We start from the raw sequence: 22,146 nt of genomic DNA on the forward strand, positions 1-22,146 counted from the left end.
ATTAATAGTTGCTTGATCAAACGTCTGCAAGATGGACAATCATCCTTCCTGCAGGCGCCTTCACAAGATACCTGCGCATACTTTCAAAGATCCGGGGAAGTGGCCTCAGCGCCGTTCCCGTGTGCTGCGAAGTTTCCTTCGTAGCGAGCCGCCCATTATAGCCGGCTTTTCCGCTTCGTCAACACCTTTTTTCAAGGCCGTCTCACCGGGTGGACGTTGTTGCCGATGCCGCTTCGTCGTTGGACCCGAAGGTCTTTCGTCGTTGCGAGCCGCCTATTATGCCGGACTTTTCGAGTCCGTCAACACCTTCGTTCGATCATCTCGTTCGTCGGTGGTGGCGTTGCTGTTTGCGTGCCGTTTCCGAAGAAGCGGTGCGCTGCAGCAAGGGAGCGAATTCTAGAGATCCTGCAGATTTCGTCAAGCATTTTTTTGCAGGGTGATGACAGAACCAAGGCGACGTCACGCATGGCATACGCTCGAGATCACTGTGGCGTTGACCGCGCGTTGCGCGGTCAACGCCACAAGGGCTATCAATGCACGGATGCACAGTGGAGAGACGGCAATGAACATGCAGGTGCGGCAAGCGTGGTGGCGCGACCTTTCAGTACCAGCCCTCGTTGCCGGCTTCATTACTGTGCTGGTCGGCTTCGCCAGTTCGGCCGTCATCGTGTTCCAGGCTGCACAAGCTGTCGGTGCCAATCAGGCGCAGATCGCCTCATGGATGTGGGCACTGGGACTGGGCATGGGTGTCACCTGCATCGGGCTGTCACTACGCTATCGGGTACCGGTGGTGACCGCATGGTCGACACCGGGCGCGGCGATGCTGGTGGTCGGTGCCGGCGGCGCATCTCTTTCCGAGGCCACCGGCGCATTCCTGCTCGCTGCGGTTCTGGGCATGCTGGCTGGCTTCTCCGGCATCTTCGCCCGGTTGATGCAACGGGTACCGATGGCGCTGGCCGCCGGCATGCTGGCCGGGGTGCTGCTGCGCTTCGGTCTGGACGTGTTCGTGGCCATGAACACCCAGCTGGTACTGGCGCTGGCCATGTTCGCCACGTGGCTGGCCGGACGCCGCCTGTTCCCGCGCTATGCGGTCATCGCCACCCTGCTGGTCGGCATCGCGATTGCGGCCAGCCGTGGCCTGCTGCACGCACAGCAGGTGCAGCTGCAACTGGCGGTACCGCAATGGGTGACCCCATCCCTGTCCTGGACCGCGGTGGCCGGCATCGCCCTGCCCCTGTTCGTGGTCACCATGGCCTCGCAGAACATTCCGGGCGTGGCGGTGATGCGGGCATCCGGCTACGACGCCCCGGTGTCGCCGCTGATCGGCTGGATCGGTGTGGTCAATACACTACTGGCGCCGTTCGGTGCGTACGCGCTGAACCTGGCGGCAATCACCGCCGCGATCTGCATGGGCCGTGATGCCCATGAGGACCCGGCACGACGCTATACCGCCGCCATGGCGGCAGGTGCCTTCTACATCGTCATCGGGCTGTTCGGTGCCACCGTAGCCGCACTGTTCGCTGCCTTCCCCAAGGAGCTGGTGGCCTGCGTGGCCGGTATCGCGCTGTTCGGCACCATCGCCAACAGCCTGGCCAGTGCGCTGGCGGTAGAGCGGGACCGCGAGGCGGCACTGGTCACCTTCCTGGTCACCGCCTCGGGCGTCTCACTGGCCGGCATCGGCTCGGCGTTCTGGGGCCTGGTGGCCGGTGCGCTGTGCCTGCTGGTGCTGCGGCCCCGTCAGGACCGCTGACCCACCCTACCCGGCCAATGCGGCGCCGACGATGCTCAGCGCCACCGCGATGACGATGGCGATCAGTGTGGCGACCACGCTGGTGCCGCCACGCGCGGTCAGCTCGCTGCGCAGCCGTGCATCATCGTCGCCGGTGACGGCACGGGCCTGGGCGATCAGGCGCTGGCAGTGCGCCAGATACCAGCTGTTGCCAAAGATGCCTGTGGTGATGCTCAGCGCGAAGGTGATGACCAGCGACAGGCCATCCGGCACATCCAGCAAGGTCTCCACCACGCTGATCAGCAGCAGCAGGCCAGCCCACATCGCCGCCAGGCGGTACATCCTGCGGTACATCATCCAGATCAGGCCGAGCAGGAAGGCCGGCCAATGCCAGGTGCCACTGCCCGTGGCAATGCCCTGATCCAGCCGCCAGCGCTGGCGATAGATCGGGAAGTTGCCGCCGACCACGCTGGCGTACAAGGCCATCTCGCCCTCCAGCCCGGCAGCCGCAGCCCTGTCCGGTGCAGCGACCGGTGCACGATAGGGATCGGACGGGTCGCCGACATCCGGCGCGATGCCCTCAACCGCAGGGGCTGCGTCGATATCCAGGGCCGGAACCACCTCGACGGGGATGGAAGCCTGCTCCAGTTCCGCCAACGGCCGCCATGAGGGCATGCCTTCGCACCAGAGCAGGGTGCGCGCCGTAACCGTCCCTTCCTGCTGCAGCTGGCGAAGACCGGCCAGATCCACCGGCCCACTGCTCTGCCTGCCATTGGCGTACCACCATTGTGCTTCCTGCATGTTTTTCCGTCCTTGCTACCTGCATCGACAAACTGAAATCGCTGCCCGCGCCTACAGCGCGGTACTGCCCAGGGTCTGCACCAGTTGATGGCGCGCACCCGGCGCAAGCGTAATCTGCTCCGAGCCTGCGTTGGCCACTTCCAGGCATACGTAATCGCGCCAGCCCTCGCCGACATCGGCCATCCTGGCTGCCGCCTCGGCGCCCGGATTCCAGACCACCAGCGTCTGGCTGCCTTCGCTGCGGATCTCGATCCGCCGCTGCAGTACGGGATCATGCAGCACGTAATGGCCGCCGGCACCGGTATAGATGCGATCGCTGCGACCGGGATCACGTGGATCGCGCAATGACCACGGTCCCTGTTGCAGGCGCAGCTGTGCATAGTCCTCGTACTTGTCCAGGTACTGCAGGCCGTCAAGGCCTTCGACCTCGACCCGCTTGACATCGCCCACCCGGAAATAGCTGTGCAGGGCCTGGGTGAAGGTCACCGGCGAGGTTCCGGTGTTCTCGGTGACCAGCTGCTGACGCAGCTGGCGGCCGATGCGCAGCTGCATCTGCAGACGCAGGCCGCGATCGGCGCTGCGCGCAGGCGCCAACTGCAGCTCGACCTCGCCATCATCGCGCTGGCTGGCCTGCAGAAGCTCCCAGCGCGCGGTACGTACCAGGCCATGCGCCGGTACATCGGCGCTCTGGCCTTGGCGACCGAACCACGGCCAGCACACCGGGACGCCACCGCGGATGGGCGTGGGCAGCTCGGCGCGCGTGGGCGAAAGCCACAGCAGATCGGGCTGCCCATCAGGAATGAACGACAGCAGCTGGCCGCCGAACACGCTGACGACCGCCGTGGCGTTGGTGGTTCGCACCTGCCAGGCCTCCAGGCCGTGATACAGGCCGGTGCTGATGTCCGGATTCGACTGCATGCGATGACGCTCCTTGAAGACCGCGGCGATGATGTCGCGGTCAACGTGCTGCCGGCAAGGCTTTCTGCCCAGCGGGTGCGATGACGGCCGCCTCTTCCTGCAGCGTGCGCAGGATGCGCTGGCCTGCGCGGCCGTCCACCTCGCTCCAGCCCAGGCGCTGCTGCTCGGCCTGGATCGCGCGGCGCGTGGCGGTACCGATCATGCCGTCGGCGGCAACGATATCGTGGCCGCGGGCCAGCAGCAGGGTCTGCAGCTGGCGGCGCTCATCGCGCCCCAGGCCCGGGTCATCGGTCGGCCACGCGGTGGCCAACCCGTTGCCGCCACGCAATTGGTCAGCCAGCGTCGCGATCGCCAGCGCATAGCTTTCGGCGGCGTTGTAGCTGTAGATCGCGTCGTAGTTGCGGAACACCAGCAATGCCGGGCCCTTGTTGCCGGCCGGCAGCAGCAGCGCGGCGCGCGCATCCGCCGGCAGGTTGGCCGGAGCCAACACGCTGCCATCCAGCGCAGTCACGCCCTGCGTACGCCAGTCGGCCAGGGCGCGACGCTGGGTGCGGCCGGCCTGGCTGGCGTTGAAGCCCGCAGGAACGCGGACTTCCATGCCCCACGGCTCGCCGCTGCGCCAGCCGGCGCGCTTGAGGTAGTTGGCGGTGGAGGCCAGTGCATCGGGAATGCTGCCGACCAGATCGCGGCGGCCATCGCCATCACCGTCCACGGCGATGCGTGCATAGGTGCTGGGCATGAACTGCGTATGCCCGAAGGCACCGGCCCAGGAGCCGGTGAGCCCCTGGGCCTGCAGGTCGCCGCGGTCGATCAGCTTGAGCAGCGCCAGCAGTTCACCGCGGAAGAAGGGTTGGCGACGGCCGGCGCAGGACAGCGTGGCCAATGACTGCAGCAGCGGGCGCTTGCCGAACACGCGGCCGTAGTCGCTCTCCACGCCCCAGACCGCGACGATGGTGGCCGGATCGACGCCGTACTGCGCCGACACGCGATCGAGCAGGTCGCGGTGCTGCTGCAGCAGGGCGCGGCCATCAGCCACGCGCTGGCGATCGACCAGCGCGGCCAGGTAGTCCCAGATCGGCGTGGTGAATTCGGGCTGTGCATCGAGCAGGCCGAGCACGCTGGGGTCCGGGGTGAGGCCGGCGGTGATCGCGTTGAAACGGTCGGCACTGATGCCTTGTGTCGCAGCGGTGGCCTGCAGGCCCGACAGGCAGCGGCTGAACGCCGGATCCATGTCGCCGGCAGGCGCGGCGGGCGCTGTCGGCGCCGAGGCAAGAGCGGCCGCCAGGCCGAGCGTGGTCAGAATGGGCATGGCGTCCTCCGTGTTGCCGTTGCACGGCCATCTTAGGGGTAGCGGTGCTGCTGAACCTGAAGCGGTACCGGCTGGCCGTCCGCCCTAGATGGCACGCAACAGGCGCAGGCCATAGGCCGGGCCTTCAGCATCCCAGCGCTGCATGACCTGCAGGCCAGCCGGCTGCAGCAGCGCTTCGAAGCTCTCGTCGGTGTACTTGTGGCTGTATTCGACGCGGATCGGTTCGTCGGCCTCGAAATGGAAGGTCCGGCCATCCAGATGGACGTCCTGTGCCCGCTGGCTGACCAGATCGGTCTCGATGCGCAGCCGCGCGACGCTGTAGCGGGCACGATGACGGAAGCCCTGCAGATCGAAGTCGCTGCCGACCTCGCGGTTGAGGCGGGCCAGCAGGTTCAGGGTGAATGCGGCGGTGACGCCCTGCGCATCGTTGTAGGCCGCCTCGATCAGCGCCGGGTCCTTGTGCAGGTCGATGCCGACCAGGGCCAGGCCATCACGCCCCATGGTCTGGCGCATCGCGCGCAGCAGCGCGACCGCGTCCTCGCCTTCAAAGTTGCCCAGCGTGGAACCGGGGAAGAACAGCAGCCGTCGCGCGGGTTCGCGTTCGGGCATGGGTACGGCGACGGGACGGGTAAAGTCGGCACAGACCGGCAGCATCTCCACCTCGGGCAGCGCCGGGGCCAGATGGTCGATGCTGGACAGCAGCGCAGCACGCGAGATTTCAATCGGCGTGTAGGCCACTGGGTCGTGCAGGGCGGCCAGCAGCAATGCGGTCTTGCGGCCACTGCCGCTGCCCAGTTCCACCACGTGCAGGTGCGGCCCGACGCTTCGGGCGATGTCCGGCAGTACCCGTGAAAGCAGGGCCAGCTCGGTGCGCGTGGGGTAGTACTCGGGGGTCTGCGTGATCTGCTCGAACAGGCGCGAGCCGCGCGCATCGTAGAAGTACTTGGACGGCAGCTGGCGCGGCGTGCGCGACAACCCGGCCACCACGTCGTTGAGGATCTGCTGGCGGCCGGGGGTGAGATCGGTCAGCGCCTGCAGTGCGTCGTGCACCGTACTCATGCGAGGTCCCTGGCCAGGCGCAGCCCGGAGAACTGCCAACGCGCCGGGGGCATGAAGAAGTTGCGGTAGCTGGCACGCACGTGGCCACGCGGCGTGGCGCAGCTGCCACCGCGCAGCACCCATTGCCCGCACATGAACTTGCCGTTGTATTCACCGAGGTTGCCGGCGAAAGGGCGGAAGCCCGGGTAGGCGCCATACGCACTGTGGGTCCATTCCCATACATCGCCGAACAGCTGACGCAGTCCGATGCCCCCTGCAGCCTGCGGGTGCAGCCGATCGTCATCGGCAAAATGACCGCGAGGCGGCAGCGTTGCGGCGGCAGCCTCCCACTCGAACTCGCTGGGCAGGCGCGCACCGGCCCAGCGGGCGCAGGCATCGGCCTCGTAGTAGCTGAGGTGGCAGACCGGCGCATGCGGATCCAGGTCGCGCCAACCGCCCAGGGTGTACTCGCGCTGCAGGGCGCCATCCCAGTACAGCGGGTGCTGCCAGCCCTCGGCTTCGCGCAGCGCCCAGCCTTCGCTGAGCCACCAGCGCGGTTCGCGGTAGCCGCCGGCGTCGATGAAGGCGCGGTACTCGGCATTGCTGACGGGACGCTCGGCCAGTGCGTGCGCGGGGAGCAGCACGCGATGCGCCGGCGATTCGTTGTCGTAGGCGAAGGCGGTGTGCTGCGGCCAGGCTGCGGCGCCGATGGTGACGATGCGCTCGGGCGACTCGATCCAGCCCTGCGCACTGGCAGCGCTGGTTGCAGGCTGCAGGTCCTCGCGGTAGGCCGGCTGCAACGGATTGCACCAGAACGCGTGCTTGATGTCGGTGAGCAGCAGTTCCTGGTGCTGCTGTTCGTGCTGCAGGCCCAACTGCAGGTGCTGCAGTGCCTGCTCATCAAGGTCGCCTGCCGCCAGCCGCGATTGCACCTGTGCATCGACCTGCTGGCGGTAGTCGCGCACCTGCTGCAGCGATGGCCGCGATAGCAACCCACGCTGCGGCCGGGCATGCGCCGGGCCGAGGCTCTTGTAGTAGCTGTTGAACAGGTAGTCCCAGGCAGGGTCATGCGCCGGTGCAGGTGGGAAGCCGGCCAGCACGAAGCGTTCGAAGAACCAGGTGGTGTGGGCCAAGTGCCATTTGCTCGGGCTGGCATCGGCCATGCTCTGCAGCATGGCATCTTCGGCGCTGAGGGGGGCTGCCAGGCGCATGCTGCGGTTCCGCACACATGCGTACTGGCGGGCGAGATCGCGCTGCGAGGCAGCGACGGCGGTGGCTACGCTGTCCATCCGGGCAGCATCTGCGCAACAGGGTGAGTGCGATGTCATCGTTCGACGTCAACGCGTTCACATGCGTGACCATCCCGCATTCAAGAAGCCGGTGCGAACGCCGCTAACGGCAATGCTGCGGCCGCGTCGTCACCGCGCTGGAATTCCTGCTTGCCCCTGCATCCGCTCCGCCAGCCTGCGCATTACCTGTTCGTGCTGCCCGCCGTGCTGGTTGCCGTGGTGCTGTGGGCAGCACTGGGCAACGAAGACGTTGCCAGTCCGGCCCAACGCATCCTGCCCTGGCTGCTGGCCTGCCTCGGCGCCGGCCTTGCCCTGCTCTACCACCAGGTGCGTACGCTCTGCCTGCTGCTGGTGGTGGCGGTCATGTTCGCGCTGCTGCACCAGGACGTGGGCGACTACCTGCACAGCGGCCATGTCACGGCGCTGACCCCGCTGCGCTTCCATGCCATTTCGGCCTGGTTGCCCTTGCTGTTCGCGGGCCTGGCATTGTGGCCCGAGCGCGGGCGGCGCCGCCACGACCTGCTGTTGCGCTCCGTCGCCAGCGGCACGGCACTGCTGATCTTCCTGCTGCTGGCCACGCAGCAGCCGCGCGGCATGCACGATCTGCTGTCGAACCGTCACTGGGAGTGGATCCCGGTCGACTGGAACGCGCTGGCGCAGCTGCCAGCGCTGCTGTTCCTTCTGGCAACCGCCGCGCTGGGCTGGCAGGCCTGGCGGTATCCGCGCCCGTTGCACACGGCGATGCTGCTGGCCCTGCTGTGCCTGTGGTGGATGCTGCCACGGGTGTTCCTGCAGCCGGTGCTGCTGCCGGCACTGGCCAGTGCGGCCCTGCTGCTGATGCTGGGCGCGATGATGCAGGAGTCCTTCCATATGGCCTTCCGCGATGAGCTGACCGGCCTGCCGGGGCGCCGCGCCTTCAATGAGACCCTGCAGCGGGCGCGCGGCACCTACAGCATCGCGATGGTGGACGTGGACCACTTCAAGTCGTTCAACGACACCCACGGCCACGACACCGGCGACGATGTGCTGCGCCTGGTGGCCTCGCGCCTGGGCCGGGTGGGCGATGGTGGCCGGGCGTTCCGCTATGGCGGCGAGGAGTTCGCGGTGGTCTTCCTGGATCGTCCCGCAGCGGCCTGCGTGGATGCAGTCGAGGCGCTGCGGCAGACCATCGAGGACACCCGCATGCAGCTGCGCGACCGGAGCACACGCAGCCACGACGATGAAACGGGGCGCCGGCAACGAGGACGCGGCGGAAGCGGGCAGACGGTGCAGGTGACGGTGAGCATCGGGCTGGCAGACAGCCGCGTGGATGAGCGGCCAGCGGCAGTGATCAAGGCCGCCGACCAGGCGCTGTACGCAGCCAAGGACGGTGGCCGCAACCAGGTCCGCGCGCATGCCGGCCAGCGCGTGCTGGCGGCACGCGGCGGCTGAGGCTCACACCGCGTCGAGGTAGTACCAGCGGCCGTCGACGCGCAGGAAGCGGCTGTGCTCGGCCATCTTCACCGCGCTGCCGCCGCCCACGCGGTAGCGGGCGGTGAAGCGCACTTCGGCGCTGTCGGCGCCGGTGACGGTGTGCTCGTGCACGGTCAGGCCCAACCAATGCGTACGCTGGCCGGGCGCATCATCCAGCGACAACTCGGCCGGACGGGTATCCGGATGCCAGCTCTGGCGCAGATAGTCCGCCAGCCCCCGCACATAGGCGCTGTAACGTGATCGCATCAGGCGCTCGGCATCGGGGGCGGCCTCACCGGCATGGAAACGGCCACAGCAGGCGGCGTACTCGGCGGGAAGGCCGCAGGGGCAGGGATCGGTGGGTTTTCGGCTCATGCGGACATTGTCGCCGGGTTGTGCGGATGGATCCACGCGGGGCACCGGTCAACCAGTGCAGGACAGGCGTATGCTGTCGCGCCCCCATATCGATTGATCGCCGTGCTGGAACTGGTTCCCCCTGAGTTGTGGTGGCTGGTGGTCATCGCCTTCATCGCCGGGCTGGTCGATGCCGCCGTCGGTGGTGGTGGGCTGGTGCAGCTGCCTGGCCTGTTCACGGTGCTGCCGCAGCAGACGCCGGCGATGCTGTTTGGTACCAACAAGTTCAGTTCGATGTTCGGTACCGGTGCGGCCGCCTGGCGCTATGCGCGCAACGTGCGCTTCCCGTGGAAGCCGGTGTTGTTCGCGGCCGGCACGGCCTTCATCTTCTCCTTCGCCGGCGCCACCGCGGTAAGCCTGCTGCCCAAGGACGCGGTGCGCCCACTGGTGCTGGTGCTGCTGGTCGCGATGCTGGCCTACACGCTGTGGAAGAAGGACTTCGGCGCGCTGCACCGTCCGCAGGAGATCGGTCGCCGCGAACTGGTGATCGCGCTGGCGATCGGTGCGGCGATCGGCTTCTACGACGGCTTCTTCGGGCCGGGCACCGGCAGCTTCCTGATCTTCCTGTTCGTGCGCTTCTTCGGGCTGGATTTCCTGCGCGCCTCGGCGGCGTCGAAGGTGGTGAACCTGGCGACGAATGTGGCGGCGATCTCGTTCTTCGTGCCGACCGGCAACATCCTGTGGCTGTTCGCGCTGCCGATGGCGGCGGCCAACATCATCGGCTCGGTGGTGGGCACGCGCCTGGCGCTGAAGGGCGGTACGCCGTTCATCCGCAAGCTGTTCGTGGGGCTGGTGGTGGTGCTGATCGCGCGGATGGCGTGGGATACGTTCCGCGGTTCGTGAGGGACGTTATGAAATGGTAGGTGCCAACCTTGGTTGGCACATTGTTTCAGGTCGCGAAGAGCAGCCGAGCATGGCTCGGCCCTACAGGTGGATTGCCCGAGGCGCTCAGGCCTCGGCTTCTTCCGGTTCGTTGGCCTGCTGGCGGCTGCGCTCGGGCAGCTTCAGGCGCTTGCCTTCCTCGTCATACTCGATCAGCAGCACGCCGGAGTCGTGGCGGCCGCTGATTTCGACGAAGCAGGCGCCGCCGATGAACGGTTCCAGTGTCATCACCGACTTCAGCGGGGTGGCAACCACCATCTGGAAGCCAAAGTTGTCGAAGATGTTCATCGCCAGCGCGGTGAACTCGTTGTCGGCCTTGTCGAAGGCCTCGTCGAGCACCACTGCGGCGTAGCTGGGAAGCTGGCTGTCGGCACCGCCGAGCTGGTAGCGCAGTGCCGCGGCCAGGCAGGTGGTAGCCAGTTTCTGGCGCTGGCCACCGGACTTGCCGGCGCCGCTGCGGTAGATCTCGACCTGCTGGCGCGTTTCCGCATCCAGCTCGACGCCGATGAACTCCACGTGCATGCGCACGTCCAGCACCAGCTCCCGCCAACGCTTGTCCTCGCCTTCCTGCGAGCCCAGGCGGTTGACCAGCTGGCGCAGCACGGTGAACTGCGATTCGGCCAGCTCGCGCTGCTCGGTCTGCTGCTGCGACAGCACTTCGCGCAGCTGCAGGTGGAACTCGCCCACTTCCGGCAGGCGGCGGTCGCTCAGTTCGATGGTCAGCAACGTACCGCGGTTGAACGGCACCTGTTCCAGGCTGGCGTTCACTTCGTCCAGGCGCTGGCCGATCGACTTGCGGGCCTCGGCGCTGTGGCGCTGCAGGGCCAGCAGGTTGTTCTTGCTCTGGTTCTGCAGCAGATCGAAGAAGCGCTCTTCGTGCTGCGGCAGGCCATCGCGCTCCAGTCGTTCGAGGCGTGCGAGGAAGTCCTCGGCCGAGGCCACCGACACGGTGAAGTCGCCCGATTCCTCCGGCCACTGCTGGATGAAGCGACGGAAGCAGCCGATCAGCTGGTTCTCGATGCGGTTGAGGTCCTGCTGCGAGGACGACAGCTGCTCGTTCAGCGCGTTGCTGACCTGGCGCATGTGCGCTTCCAGCGTTTCCAGGCTGAGCGGACCCTGCTCCTGCAGGCGCTCGGCAAGGCCGGCTTCCTGCTCCTGGGCCAGGCTCGGCAGCACCAGCGCACGGCTCTGCTGGCGCGCGCGGTCCAGGCGATCACGTTCCTTGACCAGCTGCCCGCGCTCGACGCGGACGTCTTCATAGGTGCGGCGGGCCTGCTCGATGTCGGCGCGCACGGCGTCGATCTGCTTGGCCAGCTTGGCGAGGTCGGCATTGCCTTCGCGCAGGTCGCGCAGCGTGGCCTCGATGTCGCTCAGGCGCTGCTGCGGGGCGGCGATGTCGATCTCGTTCCAGCTGATGCTGACCAGCTCGTGGCAGGCCAGGCGGCGTTCGTTGTCGCGGTCACGCTGCCCACGCAGGCGCGCGATGTCGGTCTCGCAGCTGGCGATGCGCTTGGCCAGTTCCTGAGCTTCGCGCTCGAAGGCGCCCACCTTGTCGTGGTTGTTGAAGCCGAGGATCCAGCGACGGCGGTCGCCCACCGCACTGCGGTCATCCTTCTCGAAACGGTCGCCCGGATGCTTGACCTGGCCTTCGCGGGTGATGCCGCGGTCGACGTTGCGCAGCTGCTTGGCATCCACGCACTCGTAGTCGAATCGCTTGCCGAGCTCGCGGCGCAGCCAGCTTTCGAACACGTGTTCGCGCAGTTCCAGCTTGTGCAGCAGCGACTTCGCCGACGGCTCACGGGCGAACGCATCATCGTTGCGGCGCACGCGGTAGTAGGTGAAGCGCATGCCCAGGTGGGTACGGTTCACCCACTCGGCGACGTCGTTGTAATGCTTGTCGTCGACCAGCAGCGACAGCGCGAAGCCACCCAGCACGCGCTCGATGGCACCCTGCCAGCCCTGCTCTTCCGAGCGGACCTGGATCAGTTCGCCGACGAACGGCAGCGCCGCTTCAGCGATGCCGGTTTCCTCGGCCAGGCGCGCGCGCAGCTTCTGCATCGGCGCCGGGATGTTGGAGGGCGTGCGCTGCATCGCTTCGAGTTCCGCACGGACTTCGCCGAAGCGGCGCTCGTCATCGCGCTTGCCACCCAGGCGATCGCTGATCGCATCGTCCAGCGCCGAAGAGGCGCGCTGGCGGTCCTGCAGCTCGTTCTGTGCGCGCTCGACCAGTTCGGCGAAGCCGTGTGCGTCGTCCGGCAGTTCGGCCCCCAGCTGCTGCGCGGCCAGGCTTGCCTGCTCGCGCTTGGCCTGGCGGCGGTCGCGCTCGGCTTCGGCGCGGCCCTGCTCGCGTTCCAGTTCTTCGATGCGCTCACCGCCCTGCTGGCGGCGCTGCAGTTCCAGTTCGGCCAGGCGCTCGGTGTGATTGTCCAGTGCGGCACGGCGCTGGGCTTCTTCGCCAAGCAGGCCACGGTCACGCACGTCCATCTCGCGCAGGCGCGCTTCGATCAGCGCCTGGCGGCGGCTTTCACGGAAGCTGTCGACGCCGAGCTTGAGGGCTTCGTCGTCGCCGCGCCGGCGGTGCATTTCCTTCAGGTCGTTGTAGTAGGCGCGTGCCGGCAGCAGGGTCTCCACCTGGCGACGGGCGGTGACCACCGCCTGGTGCGCGCCATCGAGCTCGGCGAAGTCGCTGACCAGACGCTCGGCGGCGTCGAAGGTCTTCGGCGTGTCGAGCATGAAGTCGCGCAGGAAGACGTTGAGGTCACCCAGGTTCTTCGCCGACTGCGTCTTGTGCAGCAGGCGCAGCGCCATCTCGTTGTCGATGCCGAGCAGGTCGCGGAAGCGCTCGGCGTAGCCGGAGAAGGTGTCGAAGTGGTGCAGGTCGGACAGCTTCTGCTTGAGCTTGCGCAGGTCCAGGTCGAACCCACCAAGATCCTTGGCGATGTCGAACGGGCGCTCGGCAATCATGTAGTGCTTGCGCACGTCACCGGCCGAGGTGCCGTTGCCGGAGATCCACAGCAGGCGCACCAGGCTGACCACGCGGCCATCGCCGGCGCGGTATTCCAGCACCAGTGCGGTCCAGGTGGCGCCCTTGCGCAGGTACTGGGTGGCGATTTCGCCGGTGCCGCTGTCCTGCTGGTCAGCCCATGCGCCACGCACGTAGGACACCAGGTTGCGGTCGCGGCCACTGCGCTCGGCTTCACGCGCGGCGGCGTTGAAGTCGACGATGGCCGGCGGCGTCAGCAGCGCGGACATGGCATCGAGCAGTGTCGACTTGCCCGAGCCGGAACGTCCGACGAACAGGAAACCGCGCTCGGCGATCGGCACTTCGGTCAGGCCGTTGAAGGTGCCCCAGTTGTGCACCTGCAGGCGGCGCATGCGGAACTGCTGCAGGCGCGGGTCCGGCAGGCCTTCGTTGAACAGGGCGGGAGTGTGCTTGGAGATAGCCATGCGATGGTCGGGTCTCTCAGGCCTCGGCGGCCGGGGTTTCGCGCAGCTGGCGGTAGACCGCCGAGAGCTGGGACACGTCTTCGGCGGAGAACAGCAGCTTCAGCGCCGGCGAGACTTCGTGGCGGTCTTCCTGGCCGCTGAGGCGGGTCAGGATGTGGTTGTCCTTCATCTTCTGCACCGCCGAGGCGACGCGGCGGTTGAAGCCGGCGCGGTCGGTGGACAGGTTCTTTTCGTAGATGGCCAGTGCTTCGGCCATTTCGGCATCGGCGACCACCGCGCGGTTGCCGCGCGCATCGGCTTCGGCCAGCTGCTGGCGCAGGTACAGCAGCAGCACCGAGTCGATGAAGGTGAGCGGCGAGGTGCGCAGCAGCACCGGCGCGTCGACGTCTTCGGTATCGGCCTGGCGGGTGAACGCCACGCCGCTGTCACGGTCGAGCACCAGTTCCAGGAACAGGTCCGCCAGCGACGAGCGGATGGCCGCCTCGCTGCGGATCAGTGCCGGCCACAGCTTGGCGTGGCGCAGCTGGTCGATGCTGGGGCCGATCAGCAGCTGGCACAGCGCGCGGCGCGCATCCAGCGGCAGGCGCCCGGTGTCGCCGAGGTAATAGACGTCGTTGCCACGGCGGGGCTGCGCCACGGCCGCCACCGGTTCGGCCTCGTAGGCGTCTTCCGCCACGTCGGCCTGCGCTGCGTCGATGGGATCTTCATGCCAGCTCATGGCGTCTCTCCTGGGTGAACCAAACCAGCGGGATGCGGGCGCGACGGACCTGGCCGTCGCCACCACGCCATTGCGCAAGCTCCTGCTCGCCGGCGACCACGTTGCCGAAGCGCGTGCCCAGCGACAGATAGCCGATGACGCTGCCAAGACCCTGCGGCGCCTCGCGCTGCGACAGGGCCTGGGCGATGCTGAGCCGCGGCTGTGCATCGAGCAGGTCGTGCAGGTCGCGGCGCAGGGTGCGGAAGTCGATTTCGGACGAAGCGACCAGGTCGCCGACGCTCTCCAGGCTGATCGCGGCCGCGTCGTTGTACTCGACATTGCCGTCGACCTGGGCGCTGCGCGGATCATGCAGCTTCCACTGCGACCAAGAGCGCAGTCGGCTGGTGGTCAGCTGCAGGTCGCGGCCGATGCCGCGTTGTGCGGGGAATTCGTCGCGCAGGGCCAGCGCTTCGGACTGCGCCTGCTTCAACAACTGGTTGAGGCGGCGCTGTTCCAGGTAGCCACGGCTCTGCACGAAGCCGCGCAGGCTGCGCGCGAAGTTCTGCAGGACGTCGTGTACCTGGCCACCGCGCTCGAGCATGGTGCTGGTGAAGCTGCGCAGGAAGTTGCGTTCGTTGCGGTCCAGGCGGCGGGCGAAGCCGCGCGCCAGCACCGCTTCCAGCGCGGCATCGAGCTGGGCACTCTGTTCGGCGTCGTTGAGCAGGCGCCAGAAGGCCTGGAAACTGCGCCCGGCGTCACTTTCGCCAATGACATCCACACCTTCGAACAGCTGCGACAGCACATCGCCGCGCTCGCCCTCGTCGTCGATGATGCGTTCGCGGAAATCGCGGTTGAGCTGCTCGAAGTCATCGCGCACGCGGCGGAAGTCCTCGGTCAGCTCGTCGGCCAGGCCGATGATCTGGCGGGTGCGTTCCAGCGCGCGCTTGCCGTCCAGCGCAACCACGCGGCCGGTGCCGACCCGGGCGATTTCGGCATCGATGCGGTCGCGCTCGTCGTGCAGCGCGGACAGGCGCGCATCGGGATCGGCTTCGGTCTGCGCAGCCAGCGCCGAGAGCTGCTCAATGACCAACGCCAGGCGGCTTTCGGTGGCGGCCACGCGGGCCTGCTCGAGGCCGTCGGCGAAGCGGATCGCCTGCAGTGCCGCGGTCGCCAGCTCGTACTGCTCCTGGTCGGCGCCTTCGGGCAGACGGCGTTCCAGCCAGCCCTGGGCCAGCCAGTGCGCGATGTAGGCCTGCGCGGTGCGCGGCAGCTCGCGCGAGAGTTCATCGCCGGCCAGCTGGTCCAGCGCGCGCTGCAGTCGCTCGTTCAGTACCGAGGACGGCAACGTGCGCTCGCCGTCCATCAGCAGGCCCTGCAGCAGGCCGATGATTTCCGGAGCGTGGTCGGCGGCAAGCAGCTTCCACTGGGGCTGTTCGCGCAGGTGGCGGTAACGGGCAATGCGTTCGCGATGCTTCATGCAGCGAAAGAAGTCTGTAGGGCTGACAGGGACAAACCGCCATGCACAGCTGCCGCGTGGACAGCCGTGGGCATGCCGGCCCGCAGGAGCCGGCGTGGTGCGGGCAAGCGGCTCAGCGCTTGCCGCCCACTTCGATGAAGCGCAGGAACTCGGCGCGGGTACGCGCGTCGTCGCGGAAGCTGCCCAGCATCTTGGAGGTGACCATGCTGACGCCGCGCTTGTGGATGCCGCGGGTGGTCATGCACTCGTGGGCGCCTTCGACGACCACGCCGACGCCGATCGGCTGCAGCACATCCTGGATGCACTGGGCGATCTGCGCGGTCATCTTCTCCTGCACCTGGAAACGGCGGGCGTAGGCTTCGACGACACGGGCCAGCTTGCTGATGCCCACCACCTTGCCGGCCGGCAGGTAGCCGACGTGCACGCGGCCGATGATCGGGGCCATGTGGTGCTCGCAGTGGCTTTCGTACTCGATGTCGCGCAGGACGATCAGCTCGTCGTAGCCGGCCACTTCCTCGAAGGTCCGCTCCATGTAGGCGCGCGGGTCGTCGCGGTAACCGCTGAACCAGTCGCCATAGGCTTCGGCGACACGGCGGGGGGTATCCAGCAGGCCTTCACGGGACGGGTCCTCACCGGCCCAGCGCAGCAGGGTGCGCACGGCATCCTCGGCCTGGTCCTGGGTCACGTCGCCCTGCGGGGCGGCCTTTTCGTTGTTCTTGCTCATTGCGTACAGCGTCCCGAACGGGGGGCGAGCATCGTACCCGACCGGGGGGTGGGTCGTCCTGTTGGGACGGTTCATCGGGGGTCGTTGTTGGCGCGTCGTTGCTATCGGTTTGGAGTGGGAGAGGGGGCAGCGCAGGACACGCCGTAAACCCCCCTCCGGGGTCCGGCCCAGCCGCTGGCGGCTGTGCGTTCGGGCGCTTGCGAGGCATGCCTCGCAAGCAAAGCGCCCTCACCCATGGGGGCTCGATGGCGCCATCCATGGCGCCAACGGTCCTGCGCAGCCCCCTCTCCCACTCCCTGGCGGTGTCCCGCGGGCGCGGCCTGCCCCCCGAAAGCGGGGTCAAAAGCGGGGGTTCATGGCTTCGGAAGCGGCGCGCCGCTGCTGTGGTGTTTTGTGCTTTGGTGGGTGCGGACCGTTGGTCCGCACTGCTTCTGCTCTTGCTTCCAAGAGCCAACCCACCGCGCTCGCGGGGGGATGGGAAGGCAGCGGGGGCCGGGCGGGTCAGGACCGTCCGCGGCATGGATGCCTCGCAAGCGCCCGAACGCACAGCCGCCAGCGGCTGGGCCGGACCCCGGAGGGGGGTTCACGGCGCGTCCTGCACCGTCCGGCGCCCGCTGCCCCACCCGACACCAGGCAGGCGCAACGCTTTCCTCACTACACCCACCCATTCAGAAAAGCCTATTGATAGGAATGAAATTAGTAGTATCCTATCTATCTCTTATGGACCGACCCCTCGACGAGCGCACCGTGCTGCAGATGCAGCTCAGCTCCGGCCTGCTGTACGCAGGGCGGCAGTGGCAGCGCCTGGCCGACAGCCGGCTCGGCAGCTACGGCATCTCCACCGCCTGCACCATGCCGCTGCTGATGATCGGCCGCTCCGGCGGTGGCATCCGTCAGGTGGCGCTGGCGCAGCAGCTGGGCATGGAAGGTCCCTCGCTGGTGCGCCTGCTGGACAAGTTGTGCGCCAGCGACCTGGTCCGCCGCGAGAGCGACGCCAGCGACCGCCGCGCCAACCTGCTGTGGCTGACTGACGCAGGCCATGCGCTGGTCAGCGAGCTGGAAGACCAGTTGATCGGCCTGCGCCAGGACGTGTTCGGCGAGCTTTCCATGGATGAACTGCACGCCGTGCTGAAGGCATGGCGCCTGCTGGCCGAGGCCGCCGACCGCATCACGTAAGACCGCTGCCCCCGAACACCGCCGCTGCCGTGCACACGCCAGCGGCTTTTGCCCGTTGCCGTTGTTCTGTTGTCCCTCCCCTCCCCCTCCTCGCCCCCGCCCCTACCGATGCCCGGTGAATTCAGTCTCCACGGAGTGTTCGTCCCGACCCTGCTCGGGTTGATGTTGTTGGCCTACCTGGTCAACAGCGGCCTGCACGCGCTGCTGCAGCGTGCCGGCGCCTATCGCCATGTCTGGCACCCGGCGCTGTTCAACCTGGCGCTGTACGGGATCGTGCTTGGCCTGCTGTTCCACCTCCTGCGTTGGATGCAATCGTGAACAAGATCGTGAAGAAGACCCTGCCAGTGCTGCTCACCAGCGCAGCCGTGATCGTCGCCCTGCTGGTGCTGCGCCAGCTGTGGGTCTACTACATGGATGAGCCGTGGACCCGCGATGCGCATGTCGGTGCCGACGTGGTGCAGGTGGCGCCGGACGTGTCCGGACTGGTGGAAACGGTGCAGGTAGCCGACAACCAGGCGGTGAAGAAGGGCGACCTGCTGTTCGTGGTCGATCGCGCCCGCTACCGCATCGCGCTGGAGCAGGCCCGCGCCAACCTGGCCGAGCGCCAGGCATCGGTGGCGCAGCTGCGCCGCGAGATCGGCCGTGACCGCAGCCTGCAGGACCTGGTCGCCGCCGAGGACGCCGAAGTGCGCCGCGCCAAGCTGCAGGCCGCACAGGCGGCGCTGGCCACCGCACAGGCGGCGGTCGACCTGGCCGAGCTCAACCTGGGCCGCACCGAGGTGCGCGCGCCGGCCGATGGCCGGGTCAACGACCGCACCCTGCGCGTGGGCGACTACGTGGTGGCCGGCAAGCCGGTGCTGGCACTGCTGGATACCGGCTCGTTCCGCGTCGATGGCTATTTCGAGGAAACCCGCCTGCGCGGCGTAGCTCCGGGGCAGAGCGTGGACATCCGCCTGATGGGCGAGTCGGCCCCGCTGCGTGGCCACGTGGAAAGCATCGCCGCCGGCATCGAGGACCGCTACCGCAGCAACGGCAGCACCCTGCTGCCGAACGTGACCCCGGCCTTCGACTGGGTGCGGCTGGCACAGCGCATTCCGGTGCGCATCGCCATCGACGAAGTACCCCAGGGCGTGGAACTGATCGCCGGCCGCACCGCCACGGTGACCGTGGACACCGGCCGCCATCCGCACAACGACAAGGCCGGCACTGCGCCGACACAGGCGGGCCTGTGAACGCCGCCCTGCCCCGTCTCGGTCTGATCGTCGCGCTGGCCAGCCTGGCCGCGTGCAAAACCGTCGGCCCGGACTATGCACTGCCGGAAGGGTCGGCCTTCAAGCGCCCGGAGGCCAATGCAGCCTTCATCGACACGCAGAACCCGCAGGTGGCCGCCAACCAGGCGCTGCCCGACCGCTGGTGGTCGCTGTACAACGACCCGGTACTGGACGGCCTGATCACCCAGGCGCTGCGTGACAACGTGGAACTGAAGGCCGCCGATGCACACCTGCGTCGTGCCGCGGCGGTGTACGAACAGGCGCTGGACGCCGGTGGCTTCGAGTACGAGGCCGAGGCCGGCGTCAGCCGCGCGCAGCTGTCGGCCGAATCGTTCCTGCAGGAGCACGAGCTGCCGGTGATCAACCTGGCCGATGGCAAGTTCGCGGTCAGCTACCAGTTCGACCTGTTCGGCAAGCTCAAGCGCGGCGCCGAGGCAGCGCGTGCCGACGAGCAGTCGGTTGCTGCGGCGCGCGACCTGGCCCAGGTCAGCGTGGTCGCGCAGGTCGCCGACAGCTACCTGGAAATCTGCCACGCCAACCACGAACTGCACGTGGCCGAGCATTCGCTGCAGCTGCAGCAGCGCAGCCGCACGGTCACCGAGCGCCTGATCGCGGCCGGCCGCGGCACGCCGCCGGAACTGGCCCGCGCCAATGCGCAGGTAGCGTTGCTGGAGGCGGCACTGCCGCCGCTACGCGCGCAGCGTTCGGCGGCCGCCTATTCGCTGGCCGCGCTGCTTGGGAAAACCCCGGGCCAGCTGCCAGCCGGCGTGATCGACTGTGCGCACGCCCCCGGCCTGGCGCAGCCGCTGCCGGTCGGTGATGGCCGGGCGCTGCTGCAGCGCCGCCCGGACGTGCGCCAGGCCGAGCGCAAGCTGGCCTCGGCCACGGCGCGGATTGGGGTCGCCACCGCCGAGCTGTACCCGGACATCCGCCTGGGTGCCTCGGTGGGTGCCGCCGGCCTGCTGGAAGACTTCGGCACGCCGATGACCCAGCAGTGGTCGATCGGCCCGCTGATCTCGTGGACGCTGCCGTCGTCCGGCACGCACGCACGCATCCACGCCGCCGAGGCGGGTGCCGATGCCGCGCTGGCCGAGTTCGACCACACCGTGCTGCAGGCGCTGCGCGAGACCCAGACCGCGCTGGACCGCTATGCGCAGGACCTGCGCCGGCTGCAGTCGCTGCGCATCGCGCAGGAGCAGGCCGCACTGGCCGCCGAGCAGAACCGCCGGCTGTACCAGGGTGGCCGTACGCCGTACCTGTCCAGCCTGGATGCCGACCGCAGCCTGGCCACCAGCGACGCCACCCTGGCCGCCGCCGAAGCGCAGGTCTCGCGCGACCAGATCCATCTGTTCCTGGTGCTGGGTGGCGGCTGGCAGGCATCGGTTGCCCCGCCCGCGCCGTCCACCGCACAGGCCTCGGCGAAGTAAGCCATGAACGCGCTGACCGATCGCCAGGCCTGGCTGTTCTCGATCAAGACCTACCTGGCCGCGGTGGCCGCGCTGTACATCGCCATGGCCGGCAACCTGTCGCGCCCGTACTGGGCGATGGGCACGGTGTACATCGTCAGCCAGCCGCTGCTGGGCCCAACCCGCGCCAAGGGCGTGTACCGCATCGTTGGCACCCTGGTGGCCGGCCTGGCCACCCTGCTGGTGCTGCCGGCGCTGGTGGAAACGCCGCTGGTGCTGAGCGCGGCGATGTCGATCTGGCTGGCCGGGTGCCTGTTCATGGCCCTGCTCAACCGCGGCCCGCGCGGTTACGCGTTCCTGCTGGCCGGCTACACCACCGCCTTCATCGGCTTCCCGGCCGTGACCTCGCCGGAGACCATCTTCGACACCGTGGTGGCGCGCAGCGAGGAGATCATCCTCGGCACCGTGGTGGCAGTGCTGTTTGCTTCGCTGCTGTTCCCGGCCTCGGTACGCCCGATGCTGCGCGCCCGCATCGGCAACTGGATGGAGGACGCGGCGCAGTGGTGCCGGCAGATCCTCGAACGCGGCCGCGCGCACGCGCCGCGCAACCGGCTCGCCGCCGACCTGGTGCAGTTCGAGGCGCTGATCGAGTTCCTGCGCCGCGACGACCCGCGCCATGCCGGTTCGGCCGTGTCGATGGAGCGGCTGCGCGAACGCATGCTGCTGCTGTTGCCGGTGCTGTCCTCGATTGCCGATCGCTTGAGCGCACTGCGCAGCGATGGCCAGGCCCTGCCGGATGGCCTGCCGGCACTGGTCGATGACATCCACGACTGGCTGGATGGCCCGACCAACGCCAGCGAATACGCGCGCCTGCGCGCGCGCATCAGTGCGTTGAAGCCACAGGTGGACCGCGACCTGCAGCACCTGCAGCTGGCCAGCCTGCTGCTGCGCCTGGAGGAACTGGTGGACCTGTGGCAGGACTGCCGCACCCTGCAGCACGCGATCGACCAGGGCACTGCGCCGCTGGACCGTGCGCACTACCGCATCCGCACCGAACGCGTGGCCGCCGACAAGCACGTCGACTACGGCATGGCGCTGTTCTCCGCGCTCAGTGCCGGCGCGGCGCTGATGAGCTACTGCGTGCTGTGGATCGCGCTGGGGTGGGAAGGCGGCGGCAACGGCGCGATGATGGCCGCGGTGACCGCCGCATTTTTCGCCGCGCAGGACGATCCGGCACCGAGCATGGTGTCGTTCCTGGTGTGGGCGATGGTCGCCTCGGTGGTGGCCGGCGTGTACCTGTTCGGCGTGTTCCCGGCAGTGCACGACTTCGGCCTGCTGGCGCTGGTGCTGGCGGTGGCGTTCCTGCCGCTGGGGCTGATGCTGCACCACCCCAAGAGCGCGCTGTTCGCGCTGCCGCTGACGGTGAACCTGGCCGCGCTGCTGAGCCTGCAGAACACCTACAGCGCCAACATCCAGACCTTCCTCAACTCGTCCATCGCGATGTTCATCGGCATTGGCTTTGCGGTGGTGATGACCCGCCTGTTCCGTTCGGTGGGCGCCGAGTGGACCGCGCGCCGGCTGGTGCGGCAGGGCTGGACCACGCTGGCCGAAGCCGCCGAAGGTCGTGGCCAGCAGGACCGCCAGCGCTTCGCCGCGCGCATGCTTGACCTGCTGGGCCTGCTCGCGCCGCGCCTGGCGGCGACGCCGGAAGGCAGCGACATCGCCTCGGTGGACATGCTCAATGAAGCACGCATCGGCCTGAACATCCTGCAGCTGCGCCGCGCCCGGCTGGAACTGCCCGAGCGCAGCCGCGAGGCGGTCGAGCACATTCTGGAAGAGGTCGCTGTGCACTACCGACGGCAGATCGCCGCGCGCAAGCCGATTGTGGCGGCCGACGCGTTGCGCGAGCGGCTGGATACTTCGCTGGCCCGGGTCGGTAGCGTGGCCGCCTGCAAGGCCCGCGATGAAGCCCTGATGGGCCTGATCGGCCTGCGCTTCGCGCTGTTCCCGGAGGCGAAGGCGCTGGCGCCGGGCTTGGCGATGAGTGCAGCCGAACAGCCGTAGCGCGATACCCTGTGCAGCCACAGGACCCATTGCCGGGGTCGGACCCTTCGCC

At 68.2% G+C, this 22,146-nt stretch carries 18 protein-coding genes; 8 read left to right on the forward strand and 10 right to left on the reverse strand.

Features of this window, described 5'->3' with window-relative positions; translation table 11 throughout:
- The first annotated feature begins 562 nt into the window (after positions 1–562).
- The gene (locus tag AC5P99_RS08370; RefSeq protein WP_005411682.1) at positions 563–1,750 is read left to right on the forward strand and encodes a benzoate/H(+) symporter BenE family transporter; all 1,188 of its coding nucleotides are present in this window, start codon (positions 563–565) and stop codon (positions 1,748–1,750) included.
- A gap of 6 nt (positions 1,751–1,756) precedes the next feature.
- On the opposite strand, the gene AC5P99_RS08375 is transcribed toward AC5P99_RS08370, so the two are convergent.
- The 5 genes from AC5P99_RS08375 to egtB form a co-directional block, all read right to left on the reverse strand.
- The gene (locus tag AC5P99_RS08375; RefSeq protein WP_495213032.1) at positions 1,757–2,530 is read right to left on the reverse strand and encodes a DUF2628 domain-containing protein; all 774 of its coding nucleotides are present in this window, start codon (positions 2,528–2,530) and stop codon (positions 1,757–1,759) included.
- 51 nt (positions 2,531–2,581) lie between these two features.
- Positions 2,582–3,448, reverse strand: coding sequence for a D-hexose-6-phosphate mutarotase (locus tag AC5P99_RS08380; protein WP_049450012.1), 867 nt, complete (start codon positions 3,446–3,448; stop codon positions 2,582–2,584).
- Positions 3,449–3,488: 40 nt separating this feature from the next.
- Positions 3,489–4,757: a lytic murein transglycosylase gene (locus tag AC5P99_RS08385; RefSeq protein WP_495213033.1), complete on the reverse strand. Its 1,269-nt coding sequence runs from the start codon at positions 4,755–4,757 to the stop codon at positions 3,489–3,491.
- A gap of 84 nt (positions 4,758–4,841) precedes the next feature.
- Positions 4,842–5,816 (reverse strand): L-histidine N(alpha)-methyltransferase, encoded by a 975-nt coding sequence (gene egtD, locus AC5P99_RS08390; RefSeq protein WP_495213034.1) that lies wholly within the window; start codon positions 5,814–5,816, stop codon positions 4,842–4,844.
- The gene (gene egtB / locus AC5P99_RS08395; protein ID WP_495213035.1) at positions 5,813–7,084 is read right to left on the reverse strand and encodes an ergothioneine biosynthesis protein EgtB; all 1,272 of its coding nucleotides are present in this window, start codon (positions 7,082–7,084) and stop codon (positions 5,813–5,815) included. Before egtB ends, egtD begins: the two co-directional genes overlap by 4 nt.
- Before the next feature lie 150 nt (positions 7,085–7,234).
- Between egtB and AC5P99_RS08400 the strand changes: the two genes are divergently transcribed.
- On the forward strand, positions 7,235–8,515 hold the full coding sequence (locus tag AC5P99_RS08400; RefSeq protein ID WP_495213036.1) for a GGDEF domain-containing protein: 1,281 nt from the start codon (positions 7,235–7,237) through the stop codon (positions 8,513–8,515).
- Positions 8,516–8,518: 3 nt separating this feature from the next.
- Here the strand turns inward: AC5P99_RS08400 and AC5P99_RS08405 are convergent, their stop codons facing one another.
- Positions 8,519–8,911 carry a YchJ family protein gene (locus AC5P99_RS08405; RefSeq protein ID WP_005414942.1) on the reverse strand — a complete coding sequence of 131 codons (393 nt, stop codon included), beginning with the start codon at positions 8,909–8,911 and terminating at the stop codon, positions 8,519–8,521.
- A gap of 102 nt (positions 8,912–9,013) precedes the next feature.
- On the opposite strand from AC5P99_RS08405, the gene AC5P99_RS08410 reads away from it, so the two are divergent.
- The gene (locus AC5P99_RS08410) at positions 9,014–9,793 is read left to right on the forward strand and encodes a sulfite exporter TauE/SafE family protein (protein WP_061480655.1); all 780 of its coding nucleotides are present in this window, start codon (positions 9,014–9,016) and stop codon (positions 9,791–9,793) included.
- Between the two features lie 105 nt (positions 9,794–9,898).
- Here the strand turns inward: AC5P99_RS08410 and AC5P99_RS08415 are convergent, their stop codons facing one another.
- The 4 genes from AC5P99_RS08415 to folE all read right to left on the reverse strand — a co-directional run bounded on the left by AC5P99_RS08415 (position 9,899) and on the right by folE (position 16,177).
- Positions 9,899–13,279, reverse strand: coding sequence for an ATP-binding protein (locus tag AC5P99_RS08415; protein ID WP_005414943.1), 3,381 nt, complete (start codon positions 13,277–13,279; stop codon positions 9,899–9,901).
- Between the two features lie 16 nt (positions 13,280–13,295).
- Positions 13,296–13,997: a DUF4194 domain-containing protein gene (locus AC5P99_RS08420; protein WP_005411692.1), complete on the reverse strand. Its 702-nt coding sequence runs from the start codon at positions 13,995–13,997 to the stop codon at positions 13,296–13,298.
- Positions 13,984–15,453, reverse strand: coding sequence for a DUF3375 domain-containing protein (locus tag AC5P99_RS08425; RefSeq protein WP_005411693.1), 1,470 nt, complete (start codon positions 15,451–15,453; stop codon positions 13,984–13,986). The genes AC5P99_RS08420 and AC5P99_RS08425 overlap by 14 nt, the downstream gene beginning before the upstream one ends.
- 112 nt (positions 15,454–15,565) lie before the next feature.
- Positions 15,566–16,177, reverse strand: a complete 612-nt coding sequence (folE, locus tag AC5P99_RS08430; protein ID WP_004141296.1) for a GTP cyclohydrolase I FolE — start codon at positions 16,175–16,177, stop codon at positions 15,566–15,568.
- A 720-nt stretch (positions 16,178–16,897) separates the two neighbouring features.
- Between folE and AC5P99_RS08435 the strand changes: the two genes are divergently transcribed.
- The 5 genes from AC5P99_RS08435 (at position 16,898) to AC5P99_RS08455 (ending at position 22,094) form a co-directional block, all read left to right on the forward strand.
- Positions 16,898–17,353 (forward strand): MarR family winged helix-turn-helix transcriptional regulator, encoded by a 456-nt coding sequence (locus AC5P99_RS08435; RefSeq protein WP_012481667.1) that lies wholly within the window; start codon positions 16,898–16,900, stop codon positions 17,351–17,353.
- Positions 17,354–17,461: 108 nt separating this feature from the next.
- Positions 17,462–17,671 (forward strand): DUF1656 domain-containing protein, encoded by a 210-nt coding sequence (locus AC5P99_RS08440; protein WP_010487502.1) that lies wholly within the window; start codon positions 17,462–17,464, stop codon positions 17,669–17,671.
- The gene (locus tag AC5P99_RS08445) at positions 17,668–18,585 is read left to right on the forward strand and encodes an efflux RND transporter periplasmic adaptor subunit (protein WP_199122711.1); all 918 of its coding nucleotides are present in this window, start codon (positions 17,668–17,670) and stop codon (positions 18,583–18,585) included. Before AC5P99_RS08440 ends, AC5P99_RS08445 begins: the two co-directional genes overlap by 4 nt.
- Complete coding sequence (locus tag AC5P99_RS08450) at positions 18,582–20,051, forward strand: efflux transporter outer membrane subunit (protein WP_005414948.1); 1,470 nt, start codon at positions 18,582–18,584, stop codon at positions 20,049–20,051. Before AC5P99_RS08445 ends, AC5P99_RS08450 begins: the two co-directional genes overlap by 4 nt.
- A gap of 3 nt (positions 20,052–20,054) precedes the next feature.
- Positions 20,055–22,094, forward strand: coding sequence for an FUSC family protein (locus AC5P99_RS08455; RefSeq protein ID WP_495213037.1), 2,040 nt, complete (start codon positions 20,055–20,057; stop codon positions 22,092–22,094).
- Positions 22,095–22,146 lie beyond the last annotated feature (52 nt).

The sequence above is a fragment of the Stenotrophomonas sp. YJH_SMC_80 genome, assembly GCF_059372495.1.